Origin of the sequence: Streptomyces finlayi, assembly GCF_014216315.1 — a bacterium.
Classification (GTDB): domain Bacteria; phylum Actinomycetota; class Actinomycetes; order Streptomycetales; family Streptomycetaceae; genus Streptomyces; species Streptomyces finlayi_A.
Window position 1 is genome coordinate 6,662,285 of sequence record NZ_CP045702.1, and the last position, 21,825, is coordinate 6,684,109.

General features: G+C 71.0%; 23 protein-coding genes. 16 read left to right on the forward strand and 7 right to left on the reverse strand.

Annotated elements, in window-relative coordinates:
- Window positions 1-3: 3 nt before the first annotated feature.
- The 5 genes from argC to F0344_RS30545 are packed head-to-tail and all read left to right on the forward strand — an operon-like array spanning window position 4 to window position 4,855.
- Window positions 4-1,032 carry an N-acetyl-gamma-glutamyl-phosphate reductase gene (gene argC, locus F0344_RS30525; protein WP_185301838.1) on the forward strand — a complete coding sequence of 343 codons (1,029 nt, stop codon included), beginning with the start codon at window positions 4-6 and terminating at the stop codon, window positions 1,030-1,032.
- Window positions 1,029-2,183 carry a bifunctional glutamate N-acetyltransferase/amino-acid acetyltransferase ArgJ gene (gene argJ / locus F0344_RS30530; RefSeq protein ID WP_185301839.1) on the forward strand — a complete coding sequence of 385 codons (1,155 nt, stop codon included), beginning with the start codon at window positions 1,029-1,031 and terminating at the stop codon, window positions 2,181-2,183. The genes argC and argJ overlap by 4 nt, the downstream gene beginning before the upstream one ends.
- Window positions 2,180-3,097 carry an acetylglutamate kinase gene (argB, locus tag F0344_RS30535; protein WP_185301840.1) on the forward strand — a complete coding sequence of 306 codons (918 nt, stop codon included), beginning with the start codon at window positions 2,180-2,182 and terminating at the stop codon, window positions 3,095-3,097. Before argJ ends, argB begins: the two co-directional genes overlap by 4 nt.
- On the forward strand, window positions 3,094-4,290 hold the full coding sequence (locus F0344_RS30540; RefSeq protein WP_185301841.1) for an acetylornithine transaminase: 1,197 nt from the start codon (window positions 3,094-3,096) through the stop codon (window positions 4,288-4,290). The genes argB and F0344_RS30540 overlap by 4 nt, the downstream gene beginning before the upstream one ends.
- A 25-nt stretch (window positions 4,291-4,315) precedes the next feature.
- Window positions 4,316-4,855: an arginine repressor gene (locus F0344_RS30545; protein ID WP_185301842.1), complete on the forward strand. Its 540-nt coding sequence runs from the start codon at window positions 4,316-4,318 to the stop codon at window positions 4,853-4,855.
- On the opposite strand, the gene F0344_RS30550 is transcribed toward F0344_RS30545, so the two are convergent.
- From F0344_RS30550 to F0344_RS30560, 3 genes are all read right to left on the reverse strand, one after another.
- Window positions 4,852-5,553, reverse strand: a complete 702-nt coding sequence (locus tag F0344_RS30550; RefSeq protein ID WP_185301843.1) for a L,D-transpeptidase family protein — start codon at window positions 5,551-5,553, stop codon at window positions 4,852-4,854. The genes F0344_RS30545 and F0344_RS30550 overlap by 4 nt on opposite strands.
- 64 nt (window positions 5,554-5,617) lie before the next feature.
- On the reverse strand, window positions 5,618-6,223 hold the full coding sequence (locus F0344_RS30555) for a pyridoxamine 5'-phosphate oxidase family protein (protein ID WP_185301844.1): 606 nt from the start codon (window positions 6,221-6,223) through the stop codon (window positions 5,618-5,620).
- A 42-nt stretch (window positions 6,224-6,265) separates the two neighbouring features.
- On the reverse strand, window positions 6,266-7,519 hold the full coding sequence (locus tag F0344_RS30560) for a hypothetical protein (RefSeq protein ID WP_185301845.1): 1,254 nt from the start codon (window positions 7,517-7,519) through the stop codon (window positions 6,266-6,268).
- A 167-nt stretch (window positions 7,520-7,686) separates the two neighbouring features.
- Between F0344_RS30560 and F0344_RS30565 the strand changes: the two genes are divergently transcribed.
- The 3 genes from F0344_RS30565 to F0344_RS30575 all read left to right on the forward strand — a co-directional run bounded on the left by F0344_RS30565 (window position 7,687) and on the right by F0344_RS30575 (window position 11,490).
- Window positions 7,687-8,883: an argininosuccinate synthase gene (locus F0344_RS30565; protein WP_185301846.1), complete on the forward strand. Its 1,197-nt coding sequence runs from the start codon at window positions 7,687-7,689 to the stop codon at window positions 8,881-8,883.
- A gap of 138 nt (window positions 8,884-9,021) precedes the next feature.
- Window positions 9,022-10,455, forward strand: a complete 1,434-nt coding sequence (gene argH, locus F0344_RS30570; protein WP_185301847.1) for an argininosuccinate lyase — start codon at window positions 9,022-9,024, stop codon at window positions 10,453-10,455.
- A 63-nt stretch (window positions 10,456-10,518) separates the two neighbouring features.
- Window positions 10,519-11,490, forward strand: a complete 972-nt coding sequence (locus tag F0344_RS30575; RefSeq protein WP_185301848.1) for an aldo/keto reductase — start codon at window positions 10,519-10,521, stop codon at window positions 11,488-11,490.
- Between the two features lie 93 nt (window positions 11,491-11,583).
- On the opposite strand, the gene F0344_RS30580 is transcribed toward F0344_RS30575, so the two are convergent.
- The gene (locus F0344_RS30580; protein ID WP_185301849.1) at window positions 11,584-12,090 is read right to left on the reverse strand and encodes a hypothetical protein; all 507 of its coding nucleotides are present in this window, start codon (window positions 12,088-12,090) and stop codon (window positions 11,584-11,586) included.
- Between the two features lie 86 nt (window positions 12,091-12,176).
- Between F0344_RS30580 and F0344_RS30585 the strand changes: the two genes are divergently transcribed.
- Window positions 12,177-12,728 carry a TetR/AcrR family transcriptional regulator gene (locus F0344_RS30585; RefSeq protein ID WP_185301850.1) on the forward strand — a complete coding sequence of 184 codons (552 nt, stop codon included), beginning with the start codon at window positions 12,177-12,179 and terminating at the stop codon, window positions 12,726-12,728.
- A complete protein-coding gene (locus F0344_RS30590) occupies window positions 12,725-14,269 on the forward strand; it encodes an MFS transporter (protein WP_185301851.1) in 1,545 nt (514 codons plus the stop codon). The genes F0344_RS30585 and F0344_RS30590 overlap by 4 nt, the downstream gene beginning before the upstream one ends.
- 106 nt (window positions 14,270-14,375) lie before the next feature.
- Here the strand turns inward: F0344_RS30590 and F0344_RS30595 are convergent, their stop codons facing one another.
- A complete protein-coding gene (locus F0344_RS30595; RefSeq protein WP_173311456.1) occupies window positions 14,376-15,047 on the reverse strand; it encodes a lysophospholipid acyltransferase family protein in 672 nt (223 codons plus the stop codon).
- A gap of 233 nt (window positions 15,048-15,280) precedes the next feature.
- Between F0344_RS30595 and F0344_RS30600 the strand changes: the two genes are divergently transcribed.
- From F0344_RS30600 to F0344_RS30610, 3 genes are all read left to right on the forward strand, one after another.
- A complete protein-coding gene (locus F0344_RS30600) occupies window positions 15,281-16,441 on the forward strand; it encodes a glycerophosphodiester phosphodiesterase (protein ID WP_185301852.1) in 1,161 nt (386 codons plus the stop codon).
- A 116-nt stretch (window positions 16,442-16,557) separates the two neighbouring features.
- Window positions 16,558-17,103: an RNA polymerase sigma factor gene (locus tag F0344_RS30605; RefSeq protein WP_185301853.1), complete on the forward strand. Its 546-nt coding sequence runs from the start codon at window positions 16,558-16,560 to the stop codon at window positions 17,101-17,103.
- 37 nt (window positions 17,104-17,140) lie between these two features.
- A complete protein-coding gene (locus tag F0344_RS30610) occupies window positions 17,141-17,644 on the forward strand; it encodes a GNAT family N-acetyltransferase (protein WP_185301854.1) in 504 nt (167 codons plus the stop codon).
- Between the two features lie 21 nt (window positions 17,645-17,665).
- Here F0344_RS30610 and F0344_RS30615 read toward each other — a convergent pair whose 3' ends face one another.
- Window positions 17,666-18,097, reverse strand: coding sequence for a hypothetical protein (locus F0344_RS30615; RefSeq protein WP_185301855.1), 432 nt, complete (start codon window positions 18,095-18,097; stop codon window positions 17,666-17,668).
- Window positions 18,098-18,099: 2 nt separating this feature from the next.
- Window positions 18,100-18,459 carry a hypothetical protein gene (locus F0344_RS30620; RefSeq protein WP_185301856.1) on the reverse strand — a complete coding sequence of 120 codons (360 nt, stop codon included), beginning with the start codon at window positions 18,457-18,459 and terminating at the stop codon, window positions 18,100-18,102.
- 638 nt (window positions 18,460-19,097) lie between these two features.
- Between F0344_RS30620 and F0344_RS30625 the strand changes: the two genes are divergently transcribed.
- From F0344_RS30625 to F0344_RS30635, 3 genes are all read left to right on the forward strand, one after another.
- A complete protein-coding gene (locus F0344_RS30625; RefSeq protein WP_185301857.1) occupies window positions 19,098-20,180 on the forward strand; it encodes a methionine ABC transporter ATP-binding protein in 1,083 nt (360 codons plus the stop codon).
- Window positions 20,177-20,845: a methionine ABC transporter permease gene (locus tag F0344_RS30630; RefSeq protein WP_185301858.1), complete on the forward strand. Its 669-nt coding sequence runs from the start codon at window positions 20,177-20,179 to the stop codon at window positions 20,843-20,845. Before F0344_RS30625 ends, F0344_RS30630 begins: the two co-directional genes overlap by 4 nt.
- A 73-nt stretch (window positions 20,846-20,918) precedes the next feature.
- On the forward strand, window positions 20,919-21,785 hold the full coding sequence (locus F0344_RS30635; RefSeq protein WP_185301859.1) for a MetQ/NlpA family ABC transporter substrate-binding protein: 867 nt from the start codon (window positions 20,919-20,921) through the stop codon (window positions 21,783-21,785).
- Window positions 21,786-21,825: the final 40 nt, after the last annotated feature.

A 21,825-nucleotide genomic window follows, 5' to 3' on the forward strand; every position in this document is an offset into this window, starting at 1 on the left:
TCGATGGTGGTACGCGCAGCGGTGGCAGGAGCGAGCGGATACGCGGGCGGGGAGTTGCTCCGTCTCCTGCTGGCCCACCCGCAGGTCGAGATCGGGGCCCTCACCGCCCATTCCAACGCGGGACAGCAGCTCGGGTCCCTCCAGCCGCATCTGCGGCCGCTCGCCGGCCGGGTGCTCGAGCCGACCACCGCCGAGGTGCTCGCCGGGCACGACGTCGTCTTCCTCGCCCTCCCGCACGGCCAGTCCGCGGCCGTCGCCGAGCAACTGGGTGATGAGGTGCTCGTGGTCGACATGGGCGCCGACTTCCGGCTGAAGGACGGAGCCGACTGGGAGAAGTTCTACGGTTCGGCGCACGCCGGCACCTGGCCCTACGGGCTGCCCGAGCTGCCCGGCGGCCGGGCCGCGCTGGAAGGGGCCAAGCGCATCGCGGTGCCCGGCTGCTACCCGACCGCCGTCTCCCTCGCGCTCTTCCCCGCCTACGCCGCAGGCCTCGCCGAGCCCGAGGCCGTCGTCGTCGCCGCTTCCGGGAGCTCGGGGGCGGGCAAGGCGCTCAAGCCGCACCTCCTCGGTTCCGAGGTGATGGGCAACATGTCCCCGTACGGCGTCGGCGGAGTGCACCGGCACACGCCCGAGATGATCCAGAACCTCAGCGCCGCCGCAGGTGAGCCGGTGACCGTCTCCTTCACGCCGACCCTCGCCCCCATGCCCCGCGGCATCCTCGCCACGTGCAGCGCGAAGGCGAAGCCGGGCGTGACCGCCCAGACGCTGCGTACGGCGTACGAGAAGGTGTTCGCGGACGAGCCGTTCGTCGATCTGCTCCCCGAGGGCCGGTGGCCCTCCACGGCGGCCGTCCACGGTTCCAACGCCGTACAGATCCAGGTCGCCCACGACGAGGCCGCGGGCCGGATCATCGTGATCAGCGCCATCGACAACCTCACCAAGGGAACCGCCGGCGGCGCCCTGCAGAGCATGAACATCGCCCTCGGGATCCCCGAGGACACAGGTCTTTCCACGATCGGAGTCGCACCGTGAGCGTCACGGCAGCACAGGGATTCACGGCGGCGGGCATCGCCGCCGGAATCAAGGAGAGCGGTCAACCGGACCTGGCCCTCGTGGTCAACAACGGACCGCGTCGAGCCGCCGCGGGCGTCTTCACCTCCAACCGTGTGAAGGCCGCTCCCGTCCTCTGGTCGGAGCAGGTACTCAAGGGTGGCGAGGTCACCGCCGTCGTCCTCAACTCCGGTGGTGCCAACGCCTGTACGGGTCCCCAGGGTTTCCAGGACACCCACGCCACCGCCGAGAAGGCCGCCGAGGTCCTCGAAGGACACAGCGCGGGCGAGATCGCGGTCGCCTCGACCGGACTCATCGGCCTGCCGCTCCCCATGGACAAGCTGCTGCCCGGCATCGAGCAGGCCGCGGCGGCACTCGGCGAGCACGGCGGCGAGAAGGCCGCCATCGCCATCAAGACCACCGACACGGTGCACAAGACGAGCGTGGCCACCCACGGCGGCTGGACCGTCGGAGGCATGGCCAAGGGCGCGGGCATGCTCGCCCCCGGCCTGGCCACCATGCTGGTCGTCCTCACCACCGACGCCGACGTGGAGGCCCCCGCGCTCGACGCCGCACTGCGCGAAGCGACCCGGACCACCTTCGACCGGGTCGACTCCGACGGCTGCATGTCGACCAACGACACGGTGCTGCTGCTCGCCTCGGGGGCGAGCGGGATCACGCCCGCGCAGGACGAGTTCGCCGAGGCGGTACGTGCCGTGTGCGCGGACCTCGCCCGGCAGCTGATCGGTGACGCCGAGGGTGCCTCCAAGGACATCCGCATCGAGGTGATCAACGCCGCCACCGAGGACGACGCCGTCGAGGTCGGCCGGAGCATCGCCCGTAACAACCTCCTCAAGTGCGCCATCCACGGCGAGGACCCCAACTGGGGCCGTGTCCTCTCCGCGATCGGCACCACGAAGGCCGCCTTCGAACCGGACCGGCTGAACGTGGCCATCAACGACGTCTGGGTGTGCAGGAACGGCGGCGTGGGCGCGGACCGCGAACTCGTCGACATGCGGTACCGCGAGGTCCGCATCACCGCCGACCTCGCCGAAGGCGGCCAGTCGGCCGTCATCTGGGCCAACGACCTGACCGCGGAGTACGTCCACGAGAACAGCGCGTACAGCTCATGAGCACGCCCGCGCGGAAGCACACCGCGCTGCCGAAGGCACAGATCCTGATCGAGGCACTGCCCTGGCTGACCCGGCACAACGGCAAGACCGTCGTCATCAAGTTCGGCGGCAACGCCATGATCGACGAGGAGCTGAAGGCCGCCTTCGCCCAGGACGTCGTCTTCCTGCGCCACGCCGGTCTCAAGCCCGTCGTCGTGCACGGCGGCGGCCCGCAGATCAGCGCCCAGCTCGACAAGCAGGGCCTGGTCAGCGAGTTCAAGGCCGGACTCCGGGTCACCACACCCGAGGCGATGGACGTCGTACGGATGGTGCTCGCCGGACAGGTCCAGCGCGAGCTGGTCGGCCTCCTCAACCAGCACGGCCCGCTCGCCGTCGGCATGACCGGCGAGGACGCCCACACGATCACCGCCGTCCAGCACCGGCCCGTCATCGACGGCGAACTCGTCGACATCGGCCGGGTCGGCGAGATCACCGCGATCGACACCGGCGCCATACAGGCACTCCTGGACGACGGCCGCATTCCGGTCGTCTCCTCCATCGCGCGCTCCGCCGACGACAACCACGTCTACAACGTCAACGCGGACACCGCGGCGGCGGCACTCGCCGCCGCGCTGAACGCCGAGACGCTGATGGTCCTCACCGACGTGGAGGGCCTCTACGAGGACTGGCCGCACAGCGACGACGTGATCAGCCGGCTCACCGCCACCGAGCTGGAGAAGCTGCTGCCCAGCCTGTCGAGCGGCATGGTCCCCAAGATGCAGGGCTGCCTGCACGCCGTACGCAACGGCGTCGAGACCGCCCGCGTCATCGACGGCCGGGTCCAGCACTCGATCCTGCTGGAGATCTTCACCGACGAGGGCGTCGGCACGATGGTCGTGGCCGACGCACCGACCCGTACCAAGGGGGAGTCATGAGCAACGAGGAACTCTCGAAGCGCTGGCAGGGCGCGCTGATGGACAACTACGGCACCCCGCAGCTCCCCCTGGTCCGCGGCGCGGGCGCCCACGTCTGGGATGCCGAAGGCACCGAGTACCTCGACTTCGTCGGCGGTATCGCGGTGAACGCGCTGGGCCACGCCCACCCCGCCGTCGTCGAGGCCGTCTCCGCCCAGATCGCGTCACTCGGCCACGTCTCGAACCTCTTCATCGCCGAACCGCCCATCGCCCTCGCCGAGCGGCTGCTCCAGCTCTTCGGCCGGACGGGCAAGGTGTACTTCTCCAACTCCGGCGCCGAGGCCAACGAGGCCGCGTTCAAGATCGGCCGGCTCACCGGGCGCACGCACATGGTCGCCACCGACGGCGGCTTCCACGGCCGGACCATGGGCGCGCTCGCCCTCACCGGCCAGCCCGGGAAGCGGGAGCCGTTCGTCCCGCTGCCCGGGGACGTCACGCATGTGCCCTACGGCGACGTCGAAGCGCTGCGGACCGCGGTGACGACCGACACGGCCCTGCTGATCGTCGAGCCGGTCCAGGGCGAGAACGGCGTCGTCGTCCCGCCCAAGGGCTATCTGGAGGCGGCCCGGGAGATCACCCGGGCCACCGGCACCCTGCTCGTGCTCGACGAGGTGCAGACCGGCATCGGCCGCTGCGGTTACTGGTTCGAGCACCAGGCCCACCAGGGCGTCGAGCCCGACGTCGTCACCCTCGCCAAGGGCCTCGGCGGCGGACTGCCGATCGGCGCCACCGTCGCGTTCGGTGCGGCGGCCGGCCTGCTGGAGCCCGGCCACCACGGCACGACGTTCGGCGGCAACCCGGTCGCCTGCGCGGCCGGACTCGCCGTTCTGGACACGCTCGCGGCCGACGGCGCCCTGGACGACGTGAAGCGTCTCGGCGAGAAGATCAGGAACGGCGTGGAGGGCCTGGGCCACCCCCTGGTCTCCCACGTCCGCGGCTGCGGCCTGCTGCTGGGTATCGTGCTCACCGGACCCCTCGCACCGAAGGTGCAGCAGGCGGCCCAGAGAGCCGGACTCCTGGTCAACGCGCCCGCCCCCGATGTCGTACGGCTCATGCCGCCGCTGATCATCGGCGACGCGGAGGTGGACGCCTTCCTGCGGGTCCTGCCGGGTGCTCTCGACGCGGCATACGGGGACGGACGATCCGGAGCATGACGATCCGGAGAATGAGGCGACGACGATGACCGAGGCGCAGGAATCCGAGCACGGCGGGCCGTCCGTGCCGCAGACCCGCACGGCCCGCCACCGCCGGATCGTGGACATCCTGAACCGGCAGCCGGTCCGCTCGCAGAGCCAGCTGGCCAAGCTCCTCGCCGACGACGGGCTGAGCGTCACTCAGGCGACGCTCTCCCGCGACCTGGACGAGCTGGGCGCGGTGAAGATCCGTAACACCGGGGGCGAACTGATCTACGCGGTGCCGAGCGAGGGCGGATTCCGTACCCCGCAGGCGCCGCTTGGCGGCTCGGCCAAGGAGGAGCGGATGCGGCGGCTCTCCGCCGAACTGCTCATCTCCGCGGAGGCGTCGGCCAACCTGGTGGTGCTGCGCACGCCTCCGGGCGCGGCCCAGTTCCTCGCCTCGGCCATCGACCAGGCCGAACTGCACGACATCCTGGGCACCATCGCGGGCGACGACACACTCATGCTGATCAGCCGCGACCCGGCGGGCGGCCAGGCACTCGCCGACCACCTCCTTCGCCTCGCCCAGAACGACCGGCCCTAGTAGCGGGTGATGGCGGTCGGCCCGGAGCGGGTCCCGATCGCCAGGTGAGGACGGCGGTCCGGGTCCGCCCAGGCCAGGATCCGGCTCATCGCGTCCGCCGGTACGGACACACAACCGGCGGTAGCCCCGCGGCCGTTGACATGGAGAAAGATTCCGGCGCCCCGGCCCCGCACCGGCCGGTCGTAGTTGAAGCCGATGACGAGCGCGTGCGCGTACCGCGTGCCGTACGTGACCAGGTGTTCGGCCTCGGCGGCCCGGCAGTCCGGGGGCCGGGGCTCCACCCACCGGTTGTAGGAGCGGGCATCGTTGTCCTGGCACCACCAGGAACGTTCGTTGACCCGGCGGTAGGGGTAGCGGGCCCCGGCCGGAGCCCGCTCGATCCCGAAGGCGTACGGCAGGTCGTACAGACCGGTGGGCGTGGTGTTCGTGCCCTGGGTGCGCGTACTGCCCTCGGTCAGGCCCTTCGCGCCGAAACGGGCCGGCGCCGACCCGGCCTCGGTCCAGGTGCCCCGCCGCCGCTCCCACCAGGTCACCGTGCCGGTCGTGGAGTCCTCGGACGGGGCCTCGGCGGTGATCAGCTGGGAGCCGCCGCCGGTGTCGGCCAGCCGCTCAGGAAGGGGCGGCGCGCCGGGATCACCGGCCGCGAGGGAGCCCAGCAGGGCCAGCAGGACCGAACCGTCGACCAGAAGTCTGCGCATGATCCGGACCGTACGGGCCCGTCGGCGGGACCCCCACCGCGCCTGCTCCGTACGGCCCAGCGCGTCACCCGGCGGGCGGCGCCGGCTCAGGCAGGGGCGGCAGTGGCAGCGGCAGCCCCGGCAGCCCGTCGATGCTCGTGGCGATGTCCGGCTTCTTCTCGAAGTACGCGCTGAGGCTGGCGTCGTCGTCGCGCCGGAAACGGTCGGCGTGCAGCGAGCGGTCCTCGTCGTACGACATGTACGGCACCGCGAACCCGCACGAGTCCCGGATCAGCTCCGCCGTCACCACGATGATCGCCCGCAGCCCGTGCGCCGAGGGGTCCACGGCCGGGAAGTGGCTCAACAGCCCGCCGAAGCGGGGATCGTCCCGGAACACCGGCTCTCCGCGCCCGTGCACCCGCACGATGTTCGGCGGCCCCTGGAACGCGCACCACATCAGCGTGACGCGGCCGTTCTCGCGGAGGTGGGCGATGGTCTCCGAGGTGCTCCCGGCGAAGTCCAGGTACGCCACGGTCCGTTCGTCGAGGACGGCGAACGATCCGCTCACGCCCTTGGGCGAGAGGTTGACCGTGCCCTCGGCGCCGAGCGGAGCCGTCGCGGTGAAGAAGAGGTGCTGAGCCTCGATGAAGGACCTGAGCCGTCCGTCGATGCGTTCGTATGTTTTTCCCATGCGAGAAGTATCGCGGTCGACTTCCGCGCGGGCGGGCGCATTTCATCCTGCGGGACGTCCCCCGCGCCGGACACGTTCCCGCAGCAGCCGCTGCGCCGCCACCTGCGCCGCGCGCGGCAGTTCCGGAGCCAGGCGCGTGCGCAGCCAGTGCTCGTCGAACCGGTCGGCGTCCGGGAGCAGTGCGAGCGTCGCGGCCCGGATCACGGCGGGCACGGGGTCGTCGAGGAGCGGACGCATCCTCTCGTACGACACCGCGTCGAGTGCGCGCAGGCCGGCGACCGACTGGACGCGTACGGCCGGGAGCGGATGCCCGGTCAGCACCCACAGGGTGTCGGCGTCCTCCCGCGCACCGCATTCGCCGAGTCCGGCGGCAGCGCCCGGACGCGCGGACGGATCGGAACACAGGGCCCGGTAGAGGGGGAGCGGATCGACGCCGGCCTGACGCAGGACATAGCGGGCGCAGGCCCTTACGACGGCGGAGCGGTCGGCGAGGTAGGACTCCGCTTCCCGGTGCCGCCCGGCCGCGCGCAGTGCGGTGACGCCCGCCGACCGCACACGGGGCGCGCGGGCCGTCAGCAGCCGGTCGAGAACGCCGGGCTCGGCCCCGTCCCGCAGACCCGCGAGGGCCGCCTCCGCGCAGAGGTCCTGGAGGGTGACATCTCCCTCGGTGGTGGCGATGGCGGCCAGCCTCATGGGCGACAGCAGCCGCCGGCCGACCGCGATCCGGTGGGCCAGCCGGCGCGTCGCGCGGTCCGGGTGAGCCAGCAGCGCCTCGACGTCGCCCGCCGGGCCCTCGCGCAGACCGCTCTCCAGCAGCGCGTGCGCGAAGCCGCCCTGCGCACGTCGGCTCAGCCGGAGGATCAGCTCGGCCAGCCGCACGAGCTCCGGGCCTGGCACCTCGGCGAGCAGGGTCCGGGCGCGCTCGCGCACCGGGCCCGCCCAGTCGGCGCACCGCAGCACCAGAAGCGGGCGCAGCCCGGGAGCGTCACCCGCCACCTCCAGTGCCGCTTCGCGGGCCCGTCCGTCGGGGTGGCACAGGAGCAGCGCGAGCGGGGGAGGTGAAAGGGGGACGCTCCTGGGATACGGGTCCTGCCCGGAGAGGAACGGCTCGTCGCGGCGTACCGGCGGCCTCGCCCGCAATTGCGTCCGGGACGCCCAGGGCAGCGTCCGCGCAGCCACGTCGAGTGCCACCCAGGCCTCGGCCGACGCGGGGTCCAGTGCCTTGTGCAGCGGCACGCCCCACGCCAGCCGTGTCGCTGCCCCGCCGTCGTAGTCGTACTCGTACTCGTAGTACACCGCGCGCCCCCCTCGTCAGGCGTCGATCGTAGAGGCCTCCGCGCCCGGGAGTCCCCGTCATTTCCGCACGCCGCGCTCCTTCCCCTGACCTGAACTGCAGCTTTGACAAACCATACGGAGGATTGCATAGTTATACCCATCAGTGATTGCATCGTAAGGAGAAACCCGTGACCGAGCGCGTCGTACTCGCCTACTCGGGCGGCCTGGACACCTCCGTCGCCATCGGCTGGATCGCCGAGGAGACGGGCGCCGAGGTCATCGCCGTCGCCGTGGACGTCGGCCAGGGCGGCGAGGACCTGGACGTCATCCGCAAGCGCGCGCTCGCCTGCGGCGCCGTCGAAGCCGAGGTCGCGGACGCCAAGGACGAGTTCGCCGACGAGTACTGCCTCCCGGCGATCAAGGCCAACGCCCTCTACATGGACCGCTACCCGCTGGTCTCGGCGCTCTCCCGGCCTACGATCGTCAAGCACCTCGTCGCCGCCGCCCGGAAGCACGGCGCCGGCATCGTCGCCCACGGCTGCACCGGCAAGGGCAACGACCAGGTCCGCTTCGAGGCCGGCATCTCCGCGCTCGGTCCCGACCTGAAGTGCATCGCCCCGGTGCGTGACTACGCGATGACCCGCGACAAGGCGATCGCCTTCTGCGAGGAGAAGAACCTCCCGATCGCGACCACCAAGAAGTCCCCGTACTCCATCGACCAGAACGTCTTCGGGCGCGCCGTCGAGACGGGGTTCCTGGAGGACATCTGGAACGGGCCGATCGAGGACATCTACGAGTACACGCAGAACCCGGCCACCCCGCGCGAGGCCGACGAGGTCGTCATCTCCTTCAAGGAGGGCGTCCCGGTGGCCATCGACGGCAGGCCCGTCACCGTGCTCCAGGCGATCCAGCAGCTCAACGAGCGCGCCGGAGCCCAGGGCGTCGGCCGGATCGACATGGTCGAGGACCGGCTCGTGGGCATCAAGTCCCGCGAGGTGTACGAGGCCCCCGGCGCGATCGCGCTGATCACCGCGCACCAGGAGCTGGAGAACGTCACCGTCGAGCGCGAGCTGGCCCGTTACAAGCGGCAGGTCGAGCAGCGCTGGGGCGAGATGGTCTACGACGGCCTGTGGTTCTCCCCCCTCAAGCGCGCCCTGGACGGCTTCATCAACGAGGCCAACCAGCACGTCACCGGAGACATCCGGATGACCCTGCACGGCGGTCGCGCGGTCGTCAGCGGCCGGCGGTCCGAGGAGTCGCTCTACGACTTCAACCTCGCCACCTACGACTCGGGCGACACGTTCGACCAGTCCAAGGCGCAGGGCTTCATCGAGATCTTCGGACTCTCCTCGAAGATCGCAGCCCGGCGCGATCTCCAGGCGTAGCCTGACGCCCGTCCGGCCCGATTCCCAGCCCTCCGGCGTCTCAGGAGCGGGGGTCCGGAGGCGGAACCCCCAGTTACGGGAAGGGGCGGGGCGGGGAACGCATCCCCGCCCCGCCCCTCCGCACAGCAAGGAGCAACCGTGAGCAGCAACACCAGCGACGTACGCCTCTGGGGCGCCCGCTTCGCCGACGGCCCGGCAGAGGCGCTGGCCAAGCTGTCCGCCTCCGTCCACTTCGACTGGCGGCTCGCGCCGTACGACATCGCCGGCTCCCGTGCTCACGCACGCGTCCTGAACAAGGCGGGCCTGCTCAGCGCCGACGAGCTGACGCGGATGCAGAGCGGCCTCGACCAGCTCGAAGCCGACGTGGCCGACGGCTCGTTCACCGGCACGATCGCCGACGAGGACGTCCACACCGCGCTGGAGCGCGGACTCCTGGAGCGCCTGGGCCCGGACCTCGGCGGCAAGCTGCGCGCCGGCCGCTCCCGCAACGACCAGGTCGCCACGCTCTTCCGCATGTACCTGCGCGACCACGCCCGGATCATCGGCGGCCTCGTCGCCGGGCTCCAGGACGCCCTGGTCGGTCTCGCGGAGGCCCACCCGCACGTGGCCATGCCCGGCCGCACGCACCTCCAGCACGCCCAGCCCGTCCTCTTCGCCCATCACGTCCTCGCCCATGTGCAGTCCCTGTCCCGGGACGCCGAGCGGCTGCGGCAGTGGGACGAGCGGACCGCCGTCTCGCCTTACGGTTCCGGTGCGCTGGCCGGCTCGTCCCTGGGCCTCGACCCGGAGGCGGTCGCGGCCGACCTCGGTTTCGAACGCGGCTCCGTCGCCAACTCGATCGACGGCACGGCCTCCCGCGACTTCGTGGCCGAGTTCGCCTTCATCACCGCGATGATCGGGATCAACCTCTCCCGGATCGCGGAGGAGATCATCATCTGGAACACGAAGGAGTTCTCCTTCGTCACCCTCCACGACGCCTTCTCCACCGGCTCCTCGATCATGCCGCAGAAGAAGAACCCGGACATCGCCGAGCTGGCGCGCGGCAAGTCCGGACGTCTCATCGGCAACCTGACGGGCCTGATGGCCACGCTGAAGGCCCTCCCGCTCGCGTACAACCGCGACCTCCAGGAGGACAAGGAGCCGGTCTTCGACTCCTGCGACCAGCTCGAAGTCCTGCTCCCCGCCTTCACCGGCATGATGGCGACGCTCACCGTCAACCGTGAGCGCATGGAGGAGCTGGCTCCGGCCGGCTTCTCGCTCGCCACCGACATCGCCGAGTGGCTGGTCAAGCAGGGCGTGCCGTTCCGTGTCGCGCACGAGGTCGCGGGGGAGTGCGTCAAGGAGTGCGAGCGTCACGGCATCGAGCTGGACCAGCTCACGGACGAGCAGTTCGCGAAGATCTCCGAGCACCTCACCCCGGAGGTCCGGACCGTGCTCGACGTGAAGGGCGCCCTCGCATCCCGTGACGGCCGCGGTGGTACGGCCCCGTCCGCCGTCGCGGTCCAGCTCGCCGAGGTGAAGGCCGACCTCGCGGGACAGCACGCCTGGGCGACCGGCCGTCAGCAGGTGTAGGAACGGCGTCGCGGGCTACGTTGGACGGGACGACGTACCGACCCGACCCACGAGGAGTCCGCGATGCCCTTCGCCAGGCTGGCCACCGCCACGACCCCGACCGCCCACATCGGTTTGGGCCTGGCCGCCGTAGCCAGACCGGGCTACATCAACCTCCACCGTGACCGGGACCTCCCCGGGGAGCGCAGTGTCGAGGCACTGCGGGCCCGCACCCACGAACTCCTCGACGCCGCCTACGCCCAGGGCGTCCGCTATTTCGACGCCGCCCGCTCGTACGGCCGCTCCGAGGAGTTCCTCGCCGACTGGCTGACGGCCCGCCCCGGGATCACCGACGTCGTCATCGGCAGCAAGTGGGGCTACACCTACACCGCCGGCTGGCGCGTGGACGCCGAGGAGCACGAGACCAAGGACCACGGCCTCGCCACGTACGAGCGCCAGCGCGCCGAGACCCGAGCACTTCTGGGGGACCGGCTCGACCTCTATCAGATCCACTCGGTGACCGCCGACAGCCCGGCCCTCACCGACAAGGAACTGCACGCGCGCCTCGCCGAGCACGCCGCGGAGGGCGTCACCGTCGGACTCTCCACCAGCGGGCCCGGCCAGGCCGACGCCATCCGCGCCGCGCTCGCCGTCACCGTCGACGGCGCACCTCTCTTCCGCACCGTCCAGGCCACCTACAACGCGCTGGAGACCTCCGCGGGGGCCGCGCTCGCCGAGGCCCACGACGCAGGGCTCACGGTGATCGTCAAGGAGGGCATGGCCAACGGCCGGCTCGCGGGCACCGACGCCCCCGCCGTCGTCCGGGAGATCGCCGCGGAGGAGGGTCTCGACAGCGACGCCGTCGCCCTCGCGCTGATCCTGCACCAGCCGTGGGCCGGTGTGGTCCTCTCCGGCGCGGCGACGGTCGCCCAGCTCGCCGGGAACCTCCACGCAGCCGTCCTCGACCTCGACGAGGAGCGGCGGGCCCGGCTCGAGGCACTGGTCGAGGAGCCCGAGGCCTACTGGCGCCACCGCGCCTCGCTGCCCTGGAGCTGAGCGCGCGGTCGGCGAGCCCGTCAGTCCTGCCCGCCAGGTCCGTCGGACGAGCCCCACGGCGGAGGCCGTGACCCGCCGCGATGGGCCGCGGGCTCAGTCCCCGGCCCACGCGGCGAGCGCGTCGAAGTCGGCCTCTTCCAGACCGGTCCAGGGGTCGATCCGCCGCAGCATCCACCGGCTCGGGTGGTGGGCCGCCACCCACGTCCGGTCCCGCTCGGTGATCTCGTCGTCGATCCAGGCGAACGGCCGCCCGGCCGCGTAGTCCACGACATGACGCGTCTTCCAGTACACGCCGTCGGGTGCGCTGCCCAGGAGAGTGGGCCATTCGATGTACGGCAGCGGGGGCAGCCCGAGCGGCGGGGCGATCCACTCGTTGGCCTCGGCCATCCACGTCGAGGCCCAGGCCAGCTCGTACCGTTCGGCGAGGGCCAGCAGCGCGCCGCCGTGCCCGGGACTGAGCAGGACCGGCAGCGCGGGGCCCTCGGTCCACCCGGACGGCCGCATGAGGTGCATGTGATACCCGTCCGGCGTACCGGGCCGGGACAGCGCCAGATACGGGTTGAGCGGACCGTCGATGTCGATCAGCAACAGCGGCTTCATCGGCCCATGGTGCCCGCAGCCGTCGGCTGCGGCGATCGGCCGACCACGTTGAGACGTTGTTGTCTCATGTGGGGTATAGTTGTCTCATGACTCTGGACCGTGAGCAGGTGCTGCGCAGCGCTGCCGCACTGCTGACCCGCAAATCCACCGCCACCATGGACGAGGTCGCCAAGGCCGCCGGCATCGGCCGCGCCACGCTGCACCGGCACTTCGCCGGGCGGGACGCCCTGGTCAAAGCGCTGGAGAACCTGGGCATCCAGGAGTTCGAGGCGGCCCTGGACGCCGCCGCGCTGGACGAGGGCGCCTCCGAGGACGGCCTGCGCCGCTTCATGGCCGCCGTCGAACCCAGCGCCGGGCTGCTCTCCTTCCTCGTCACCGAGAACCAGCTCTTCGAGGGCGACGAGATGAACGAGGGCTGGAACCGGCTCGACGCCCGGGTCGCCGCCTTCTTCCGGCGCGGCCAGGAGCGCGGCGAGTTCCGCATCGACCTCACGCCCGCCTGGCTGACCGAGGCCCTCTACGGGCTCATCGGCACCGGCGCCTGGGCCGTACAGGTCGGCAGGGTCGCTCCCAAGGACTTCCAATACATGATCATCGAGTTGTTGATCGGCGGAGCACGCCGGAGCGTGGAGCAATGACCAGCATCGCCCAGACACCGCACGCCACGGACATCGTCCGTCGGCCGGGGCGCTGGATCGCCCTGGCGGTCCTCGTCCTCGCCGTGCTGCTGGTGGCCGTCGACGCCACCGTCCTCGGACTGGCGACCCCGTTCCTCAGCGAGGACCTCGCACCGACCGGCACCCAGCTGCTCTGGATCGGCGACGTCTACTCCTTCGTCATCGCCGGACTGCTCGTCTCCATGGGCAGCCTCGGCGACCGCATCGGCCGCAAGAAGCTCCTTCTGACGGGCGCCGTCGCCTTCGGCGCGGTCTCGGTGCTCAACGCGTACGCCACCAGCCCCGAGATGATGATCGTGGCCCGGGCGCTGCTCGGTGTCGCGGGCGCCACCCTGATGCCGTCCACGCTCGCCCTGATCCGCAACCTCTTCCACGACCCGCGCGAGCGCAGCCTCGCCATCGGCGTCTGGGGTGCGATGGCCTCCGCGGGCGCGGCCGTCGGCCCCGTCATGGGCGGCTTCCTGCTCGAACACTTCTGGTGGGGCTCGGTCTTCCTGATCAACCTGCCGGTGATGGCCGTGCTCGTCGTCGTCGGCATCAAGCTGATCCCCGAATCCAAGAACCCGGCACCGGGCCCCTGGGACCTCGTCAGCGTCGGGCTCTCGCTCATCGGCATGATCGGCATCGTGTACGCCATCAAGGAGCTGGCCGCCCACGGCGGGAGCTGGGAGGTGGCGGCCTCGGCCGTCATCGGGGCGGGGGCGCTCGCCTGGTTCGTCCGCAGGCAGCTGAAGCTCCCGGCACCGCTGCTGGACATGCGGCTCTTCCACCACCGGGGCTTCTCGGGCGCGGTACTGGCCGACCTGCTGACCATTCTCGGCCTGGCCGGGCTGGTCTTCTTCCTCTCCCAGTTCCTGCAACTCGTCCAGGGCCGGGGCCCGCTGGAGGCCGGGCTCGCCGAACTGCCCGCCGCCATCGGCGCGGTGGTCGCGGGGCTCATGGCCGGTGTGGTGGCCCGCCGCTATTCCGTACGGTCCGTGGTGACCGGCGGACTCGCCGCCGTCGGGCTGGCACTCGCATCGGTGACCCTGCTGAGCAAGGACACCGGCTACCCGATGCTCGGCGCGATGCTGCTGGTCGTGGGAGTCGGCGCCGGATTCGCCTTCACCGTCACCGCCGACGTCATCCTCTCCAGCGTTCCCAAGGAGCAGGCGGGCTCCGCGTCCGCGGTCTCCGAGACGGCGTACGAACTCGGCGCCGCCCTCGGTATCGCCCTGCTCGGCTCCATCGTCACAGGGGTCTACCAGGGCTTCGAAACCCCGGCGGGCGTCGAGCCGGGGACGGCCGCCGCCGCCCACGAATCGCTGGGCGGCGCCGTCGAAGCGGCCTCCGGCCTTCCCGCCGCACAGGCGGGGCCCCTGGTGGCGGCTGCGCAGGAGGCGTTCGTCGAGGGGCTGCGGCTCGCCGCGGGCATCGGCGCCGCCGTCCTGCTGGCGACGGCCGCGGCCGCCTGGTTCCTGCTGCGGGGCCAGAAGCTGGAGGACGGCATCGAGCACCCGTAGGGCGCCGGCGGCCAGGACGCGGCGCCGCGCGCACGTGGAAGGGCCCGTACCCCCGGAGGCTGGGGGTACGGGCCCTTCCCGTACGTACGAGGCGGAGCGGGTCAGTTCACGCGGCCTTGGCCTTCGTGGCGTACATGTCGACGTACTCCTGGCCGGACAGTCGCATCACCTCGGCCATCACCGAGTCCGTCACCGCACGCAGCACATAGCGGTCGCGGTCCATGCCCTCGTAGCGCGAGAACTCCATCGGCTCGCCGAAGCGCACGGTGACCTTGCCCGGCCGGGGCAGCCCGGCGCCGCCCGGCTGCAGCTTGTCGGTGCCGATCATCGCGAACGGGACGACGGGAGCACCCGTCATCAGCGTCAGTCGCGCGATGCCCGTACGGCCCCGGTAGAGACGGCCGTCGGGGGAGCGGGTGCCCTCCGGGTAGATCGCGAAGGCGTGGCCCTCGTCCAGCACCCGGCGGCCCGTCATCAGCGCCGCGACACCGCCGCGACCGCCGTCCCGGTCCACCGGGATCATGCCGCAGCCGGTGAAGAACCAGGCCATCAGCTTGCCCTTGAGGCCCTTGCCCGTGACGTACTCGTCCTTGCCGATGTAGAACACCGGCCGGCCGCAGCAGATCGGCATGATCATCGAGTCGATGAACGTGAGGTGGTTGCCCGCGAGGATCACCGGACCGGTCCCGGGGATGTTCTTGGCGCCTTCCACCTGTGGCCGGAACATCAGGCGCAGGATCGGTCCGAGCACTGCCTTGATGACCGTGAGACGGGACAACGGTTCCTCCGGTGTCGTGGCCGGGCGGCCGGGGCGGGGGCGAATGAAGGTCCGTGCAGGTGAGGACGATACTCGCGGGTACTCGCTGATCGCACATCGGGTTCATGAAACGGATACGCAGTGTTGACGTGTGTTTCCGCCACGTTCGTCCAGAGGCTGCCCCTCGGATGGCGTAGCTGCCTACGATCGGGGCTCGCTCGACCAGGTGCCGGACATCACAGCAAGGAGCATTCATGACAGAGCGTGCGCACACGAGCCCCGGCAGGCGGACTCTTCTGGGGGCCGCGGTGCTCGGCACGGCAGCCCTCGGCCTGACCGGGACGGCCGCCGCCACCGAGCGGGGCGGCAACGGGCAGGGCACGGGCCGCGGCGGCTACCGCGAGCTGCCCGTACCCACCGTCATCGGCCACCGCGGGGCCAGCGGCTACCGGCCCGAGCACACCCTCGGCGCCTACCAGCTGGCTCTGGACATGGGCGCGCACATCATCGAGCAGGACCTCGTGCCGACGAAGGACGGCCACCTCGTCTGCCGCCACGAGAACGACATCACGGGCACCACGGACGTCGCCGAGCACCCCGAGTTCGCGAGCCGCAAGGCGACCAAGAGGATCGACGGCACCTCCCTCACCGGCTGGTTCACCGAGGACTTCACCCTCGCCGAGCTGAAGACGCTGCGCGCCAAGGAGCGCATCCCCGGCACCCGCCAGGAGAACACCCTCTACGACGGCCGCTGGTCCGTCCCCACGTTCGAGGAGGTCCTGCGCTGGGCCGAGCAGGAAGGACGCAGGCGCGGCGCGCCGGTCTGGCTGTACGTCGAGACCAAGCACCCCACGTACTTCCGGTCCCTCGGTCTCGGCCTGGAGGAGCCCCTCGCCAGGCTGCTGCGGCGCCACGGCAGGCACCGCGCGAACTCCCCGCTCATCCTCCAGTCCTTCGAGCCGAGCTCGATGCAGCGGTTGGCGAAGCTCGTCGCCACCCCCCGCGTCGTCCTGCTCTCGGGCGCCACGACGCGCCCCTGGGACTTCGTGGAAGCGGGCGACCCCCGTACCGTCGCCGACCTCGTCCAGCCCACCGGCCTCAGGTGGATGGCCTCCTTCGCGCAGGGCATCGGCCCCACGCTGGACCTGATCATCCCCAAGGACGGAGCGGGACGGCTCACCACGCCGACCACCCTCGTACGGGACGCGCACCGGCAGGACCTGATCCTGCACCCGTACACGATGCGCAACGAGAACAGCTTCCTGCCCGCCGAGTTCCGCCGGGGCACCGACCCCAGCGCGTACGGAGACGCGTTCGGCGCGCTCCAGGCCTACTTCGAGGCGGGCATCGACGGCGTCTTCTCCGACAACCCGGACACCGCGCTGCTCGCCGCGGCCGACTTCGCCCGGGACTGATCCGCGCAGCGGACCCGGCGCCCGGGCCGGCGTCAGCACCCGGCCGGGCGGCCCCCGGTCGGGTGGCACCGCGCACCCCGGGCAACCGGCCGCCGCTCCGGCACGTCGGGTGGGGCATGACACGTGTCGATCATGCCCCGCCCCCGGCCGGTCCGGCCGTCGTACGCGCGCTGCTCCCGCTGATCCGGGCCGAGGCGAGGGCAGAGGCCCAGGCCGCGTCGGCCGACCCCGCCGACCTCGAACAGGCCGTCTGGCTCCGGCTCTTCGAACGAAACGACGCACAGGGCCCACCCGCCGACGCGGCCCGATGGGTACGCGACGCCGTACGCGCGGAGGCACGCCGGACCCGGCGAACGGCCCGTCACGAGCACCCGTACGGCAGCGCGGAGCCCGCCGGATCCTACGGCTGCCCGGAGCGCGCGGCCGTCGGCGCCGACACCCGGCGGGTGTTGCGCACGGCGGTGGAACGTCTTCCCCACCCGTGCGCGCGGCTGCTGGACGCGATGCTGTCCCCCGCCGATCCGACCTACCGGGAAATCGCAGGAAGGTTGGGTATGTCACAGGGGAGTTTGGGTCCGATGCGTTCCCGATGCCTTGGATGTCTGCGCAGAATGCTCGCGGCGGAGGTTGTAGCTCCTGAACTGCGGGGAAAGGAGCGGTAGACAACCGGCGGATCAGGTGAGCGGGAGGCATGCGCACATGGGCATGAGCGTGACCATCTCGGCGGCGGACACACAGGACGCCGAGCAGATATTCAAACTCCGATACCTCTGTTTCCAGAGCGAGGCGGAGCTCTACGGCAACTACCGGATCGACCCGCTCGTGCAGACTCTCGACTCGGTCCGCGCGGAACTCGGCGCGGACCTGGTGTTCGTGGCCAGGCTCGGCGACGAAGTGGTCGGTTCCGTACACGGTTTCACCGACCCGGACGGCACGGGACGGATCGGCAAGCTCTGCGTCCACCCCCGGCTCCAGGGACACGGCCTCGGCGCCCGTCTGCTGCGCGCCGCGGAATCCGGTCTCACGGACGGCCGCGCGGCCACCCGATTCCGGATCCACACGGGTCACCGGAGCGAGGGCAACCTGCGGCTGTACCGCAGGGAGGGGTACGCGCGCGTGGGCGACGCCACCGGACAGGACGGCGTCCGGATGATCCTGCTGGAGAAGGACGCCGCCGCACCGGCCTACGTGGTGAGCGCCTGACAGGGCGCCGTACGCGGGTGGTTACGCGCTCTTCGCGCGTCGCAGCCAGATCATCCCGGTGACCGGCAGGATCACCGGGATGAGCAGGTAGCCCGTACCGAAGTCCGACCAGACGGTGGCGTCAGGGAAGGCCGAGGGCTCCACCATCGTCCACGTACCGACGACGAGCACGCCCACGAGCTCGGCGGCGCAGCACACCAGCGCCGCCCTGCGTGCCTTTTCCCCGCCGCGTACCAGCGAGTACGTGATGAAGCCGTACACGACGGCGGCGGCGGCCGACAGCACGTAGGCCAGCGGTGCCCTGTCGAAGTCCAGGATCATCTGGACGACCGACCGGGAGGCGGCGGCCACGGTGAACACCCCGTAGAACCAGACCAGTACCCGCCCCGGCCCGGTACCGAGCTCGAACGGCTGCTTGCGGGGAGCCTCGGTGGTGCGCTCGGTGTCGGTCACGGTCAGCTTCCCCAGATGTCGTAGAGCCGTACTTCGAGGACGGCCAGCACGACCGCCCCCGCCGCCACCGTCACCGAGCCCCAGCGGGTCCGCTCGGTCAGCGACAGGAATCCGGCCGCGGGCACGGCGGCGAAGGCGCCGATCAGATAGGCGATGAAGACGGTCATCCCCTGCTCCGGCCGCTCACCCCGGGCCAGCTGAACGATCCCGACGACCAGCTGCGCCAGCGCCAGTGCGCAGACGACGGCCATCCCGATGAAGTGCCAGTCCTTCGTCGGCTGGTCCCGCAGAGCGGCGAATCCGCACCAGGCGGCGAGGGCGAGCGCGGACACGGCGACCGCGACCGTCAGGGCGTCAAGCATGAAGTGAGGGTATTACGTACGGAACGACCCGTGCGTGGAGGCCCCCCGTGCGGGCCCGGGGCGTGGACCTCCCGTGCGGGGGACCGGAGGGGCCGGAGTCCGCGGCTGCGACGGCGGCTGCGCCGAAGGTCGTGGCCTTGGCCACAGCGGCCGCCGCCACCGGACCGCGGCGGCCCCGGCCCTCCCCACCGACGCACCCGTATCGACGCAGGTCATAGCCGTGTCCGCCCGATCCCGCACCGCCAGAAGAGGCGCGCGGGCGTACCGTCCAGGCTTGTCCGCTATCCGGACAGTCGGCTCGGCGGAGGCATGACGTCTGTTTTACTTGGGCCCATGACCACGACGAGCTGCCGCATCCCTGCGACCGAGGCGATCACCACGCCCGGTGCTCGTTGTATGTGTCGAATGCGCGCCTTCTGAGGGCCCCCGCCTGAGTCTCACGCCCCGAAGCGAGACCGAGCCCCTGCCGTCCGCACCCAGCGGAACGTGCTGCCCGGGTCTGCGCAGCCTCCCGGCCGTCCCGCCGCGATCAGCCGCGCCGAGACCTGACCGGTCAACCAACTGCGAACAGTCGTATCGGACGAATGCCCCGTGCCCGGCGGACACCGCGCCGCGCACTCGACAGTGACGGAAACCCTGTGATCACCACTACGGGCCTCACGAAGGTCTACCAGTCGCGCGGCCGAGAGGTCACCGCCCTCGACGGCGTCGACCTGCACGTCCGCGAGGGTGAGGTGTACGGCGTCATCGGACAGAGCGGCGCCGGAAAGTCCTCCCTGATCCGCTGCGTCAACCTGCTGGAACGACCCACCTCCGGGACCGTGACCGTCGACGGCCAGGACCTCACCGCACTCGCGGGCCGGGGCCCCCGCGCCGGCAAGGAGCTCCGGGCGGCACGCAGCCGCATCGGTATGGTCTTCCAGCACTTCAACCTGCTGGCCTCCCGCACCGTCCAGGACAACGTGGAGCTCCCCCTGGAGATCCTCGGCGTCTCCGGCCGTGAGCGCGCCCGCAAGGCCCTGGAACTGCTCGACCTGGTCGGCCTCTCCGACAAGGCGAAGGCGTACCCGGGCCAGCTCTCCGGCGGCCAGAAGCAGCGCGTCGGCATCGCCCGCGCCCTCGCCGGCGACCCCAAGGTGCTGCTCTCCGACGAGGCGACCTCCGCACTCGACCCCGAGACCACCCGCTCGGTCCTCCAGCTGCTGCGCGACCTCAATCAGCAGCTCGGCCTCACCGTCCTGCTCATCACGCACGAGATGGACGTCGTCAAGACGGTCTGCGACTCGGCCGCGCTGATGCGCAAGGGCCAGGTCGTCGAGTCCGGCACCGTCCGCGAGCTCCTGGCCACCCCCGGCTCCGAACTGGCCCACGAGCTGTTCCCCGTCGGAGGCGCGGCAACCGGCCCCGACAGCACGGTCGTCGACGTCACGTTCCACGGCGAGGCCACCGGCCGGCCGGTGATCTCCCAGCTCTCCCGTACGTACAACGTCGACATCTCGATTCTCGGGGCCGCCATGGACACCGTCGGCGGCAACCAGATCGGCCGCATGCGCATCGAGCTCCCCGGCCGCTTCGAGGAGAACGTCGTCCCCATCGGCTTCCTGCGCGAGCAGGGCCTCCAGGCCGAGGTCGTGGACCCGGAAGCCCCCGGCGTACCCGCCCGGATCGTCCCCGCCCCGCTCGCCAAGCCCGCCCCGCTCGCCAAGGAGGCCGTCAAGTGACCTGGTCCGAAATGCAGCCGCTGCTGACCCAGGGCACCGTCGACACCCTCTACATGGTGCTGTGGTCCGCGCTCGTCACCGTCCTGGCCGGCCTGCCGCTCGGTGTTCTGCTCGTCCTCACCGACAAGGGCGGACTGCTCGCGAACACCCCGGTCAACAAGGTCATCGGCGTGATCGTGAACATCGGCCGCTCGCTGCCCTTCATCATCCTGCTGATCGCGCTGATCCCCTTCACCACCTGGGTCGTCGGCACGTTCATCGGTCCCACGGCCATGATCGTTCCGCTCGCCGTCGGCGCCATCCCCTTCTTCGCCCGGCTCGTCGAGACGGCGGTCCGGGAGGTCGACCACGGCCTCGTCGAAGCCGTCCAGTCCATGGGCGGGTCCATCCCGACGATCGTCCGCAAGGTCCTCCTCCCGCAGGCCCTGCCCTCGCTCGTCTCAGGCGTCACCACCACCGTCATCGTCCTCATCGGCTACTCCGCGATGGCCGGCGCCGTCGGCGGCGAAGGACTCGGCTCCAAGGCCGTCACCTACGGATTCCAGCGCTTCGACAACCAGTTCATGCTCGTCACCGTCGTGCTCCTGGTCGTCATCGTCACCGTGGTCCAGCTGATCGGCGACGGAGCCGTACGCCTCTTGGCCCGCCGGGGGCGCACCACCTGAGACCTTCCCTCCCCACCAAGCCCGAACTCCTTGTCCGGGCGCTCCACCATCACCACCGAAAGAGGCACTCTTCGTGCGTAAGAACATCAAGATCACCGCTGCTGCCGCCGCCACCGCCGCCCTTGCCCTCGGGCTCAGCGCCTGCGGTACGACCTCCGACCCGGCAGCCAAGAGCGAGACCGGCGCCCAGGCCGACACCTCCAAGGCACTCGTCGTCGCGGCGTCCCCGACGCCGCACGGCGACATCCTGAACTACGTCAAGAAGAACCTGGCCGACAGGGCGGGCCTCAAGCTGGAGGTCAAGGAGTTCACGGACTACGTCCTGCCGAACACCGCGACCGAGACCGGCCAGGTCGACGCCAACTTCTTCCAGCACAAGCCGTACCTGGACGACTTCAACAAGCAGAACGACACCCACATCGTCCCGGTCGTCAACGTGCACCTGGAACCCCTCGGCCTCTACTCCGAGAGCGTCAAGGACATCAAGGACATCAGGTCCGGCCAGACCATCGCCGTCCCCAATGACACCACGAACGAGGGCCGCGCCCTTCAGCTCCTCGCCGAGAACGGCCTGATCACCCTCGAGCCCGGTGTCGGTACCAGCGCCGAGCTCAGCGACATCACGGACAAGAAGGGCCTGGAGTTCAAGGAGCTGGAGGCCGCGACCGTGCCCCGCGCCCTGAGCGATGTGGACGCCGCCGTCATCAACGGCAACTACGCCATCGAGGCGGACCTCGAGCCCGGCAAGGACTCCTTGGCCCTGGAGAAGGCCGAGGACAACCCCTACGCCAACTTCCTCGCCGTCAAGGAGGGCAACGAGAAGGACGCCCGCGTCCAGAAGCTCGCGAAGCTCCTGAACTCCGACGAGGTCAAGAAGTTCATCGAGGACACCTACCAGGGCTCCATCGTCCCGGCCTTCGGAAACCCCGCCAAGTCCTGACACCCTGACGGCACTTGCCCACCGGGCCCCGCACACCCCC